Annotated in this window: 5 protein-coding genes; all 5 read left to right on the forward strand. The window is 43.7% G+C overall.

Annotated features, from left to right (window positions below):
- On the forward strand, window positions 1-221 hold a 221-nt coding region (locus V3S16_RS09935), incomplete at its 5' end, for a hypothetical protein (RefSeq protein ID WP_413884532.1).
- Window positions 222-273: 52 nt separating this feature from the next.
- Window positions 274-831, forward strand: a complete 558-nt coding sequence (locus tag V3S16_RS09940; protein WP_413884533.1) for a Fic family protein — start codon at window positions 274-276, stop codon at window positions 829-831.
- A 133-nt stretch (window positions 832-964) separates the two neighbouring features.
- Window positions 965-1,267: a hypothetical protein gene (locus tag V3S16_RS09945; RefSeq protein ID WP_413884534.1), complete on the forward strand. Its 303-nt coding sequence runs from the start codon at window positions 965-967 to the stop codon at window positions 1,265-1,267.
- A 326-nt stretch (window positions 1,268-1,593) separates the two neighbouring features.
- Window positions 1,594-1,869, forward strand: coding sequence for an HU family DNA-binding protein (locus V3S16_RS09950; protein ID WP_413884535.1), 276 nt, complete (start codon window positions 1,594-1,596; stop codon window positions 1,867-1,869).
- Window positions 1,870-1,913: 44 nt separating this feature from the next.
- Window positions 1,914-2,134 (forward strand): MTH938/NDUFAF3 family protein (locus V3S16_RS09955; protein ID WP_413884536.1); only part of this gene is annotated, 221 nt, incomplete at its 3' end.

Raw genomic sequence — 2,134 nt, forward strand, 5'->3', positions numbered from 1 at the left:
GAAGAAGTGGTCAAGATCGAACAGGTTTTGAACAAGTGGAAGGTGGTCAAAAAATAAAATCGCGGCACGATTTTATGAAACGCGGCGCGGCCGCTTCATTTTCGGCAAATATGCCGATAGAAGGGGAAGTTGATGGCGCCAACTCTGCTATTGAGAGGACAGAAGCCATTGCCATGCAGGTCGTAATGGAATATGAAAAAGCGCAGAGGCGGCAGGTATAACCCAACCCATGCGGATTAGAGAAAATATTCCTCCCTACGGAGACTCAAAATCATGATATCTTTTAGAGGAAACCGGCTGGCCGTTGACCAGCTTAACGTCACACCGCTTCTGGCGACCGCCTGCCTGGTGCTCGATTTTCTTTGCATCCATCCGTTTCGTGATGGAAACGGCCGTGTTTCCCGTTTGATAACGCTGCTTGCTTTGTATCATCACGGCCATTCGGTAGGCCGCTATATCAGCCATGAACGAATTGTGGAACAGACCAAAGAAAGCTATTACGAAGTGCTAAAAAGCAGCTCTTATGGCTGGCATGAGGAAGAGCATGATATATTCCCGTGGTTCAACTATTGGCTCTCAACACTTCGAACCGCCTCCCGGGAATTCGAAGACCGGGCCGGCCGCCAAAGACCGGTTAGAGGAGCCAAATCCGAACTTATCGAGTATGCGCTGAAGCATGTTACCGGTCCCTTTGGTATCGCCGATATCGAACGACTCTGCCCTAATGTCAGCCGCGAGATGATCCGTAAGGTTATGAACCGGTGGCGAAGTGAAGGTCGTCTTGAAATGCTGGGAAAGGGGCGGGATGCCCGTTGGCGGCGAAAGGATTGAAATTGGGTACTAACTACTTTAATGTGGTAATTAATGTGGTAATATCTCTTGAGAAATAATCTTTTGCTATGATTCCAAAAGAGGCCAACATTCAAAATACCTGCCGTACGCCTTCACAGAACAGGGTGTGGCCATGCTGGCGAGTGTCTTAAGAAGCAAACGTGCCATTGAAGTAAATATTGCAATCATGCGAGCTTTTGTAAGGCTCCGGGAAATGCCGGCAACACATAAAGAACTGGCTGGTAAACTTTTGGAATTAGAACAGCGTTTGGAAAAGCACGATGATCACATTCAGACCATATTCGAAGCAATTCGGCAAATGATGGAACCGCCTGACAAAAAAACAAAAAGAAAATCGGATACACAGCAAAAGAAAAACAAAAAGCTTACGGCAAAAGGACGAAAAACAGTAAAAAATGAGGGAAATCAGCCCTGAAAGAGTCAAGAGCAGACCTAACCCCTTATTTCCATGAATTCTTCAAAAGAACTTTCAGTTCCGCGCTACAAGCTCTATCTGCCGGCTGAAGAAGAGCTGGCGGCTAAGATCATCAAAGAGCGCAAAACCATCGAGATGGAAAAGCGGTGATCCTGTACTTTATTTGTTTGTATTGCATGCTTGTGAAGTCAATCAATGCAAGAATCTTATTTTTTTAGTAAAGATTTTCACTAACGCGCTAGAATGCATTGACATTTTATAATCAATAATTTAGGCTATTACTTTTATTACTTTTATTACTTTTATTAATTTTTCAGGAGGAGCCCATGAACAAAGCAGATCTCATCACAGCCCTTAAAAATGAAGCCAGAATCACAAAATCAGAAGCTGAGTCACTTGTGAATCTATTCTTTGGCGAAATGTCCAACGCTCTAGCAAACGGTGACAGAGTTGAAATCCGGGGATTATGTTCGTTTTATGTCAAAAATTACAAGGCGTATACCGGCAGGAATCCTAAAACCGGGAAACAGGTTCTGATTGCACCAAAGAAACTGCCTTTTTTCAAATGTGGGAAAGAGTTAAAAGAGCGGGTCGATTCTTAAAAAAAAGAGATGAGTTCGATCTATCTAAATTTTAGCTCAATATTATGATAGAACAATATTCTTTCGGAAATATTGTTGTTAATAGCGTAAGATACACCAATGATATGAAAATTGTCCAGGGGAAGGTTGTTCCTGAATGGTGGCGAAAGCGCGGGCATTCTGTTGATGTGGATGACATTCAGGATATTTTGAAAGCCAGCCCCGGTATTTTAATAATTGGCAAAGGTTTGCCCGGCCTGATGAAATCAACCGGGGCCTTGCGTGC

Source organism: Candidatus Desulfatibia sp., from assembly GCF_036446775.1.
Lineage (GTDB): Bacteria > Desulfobacterota > Desulfobacteria > Desulfobacterales > UBA11574 > Desulfatibia_A.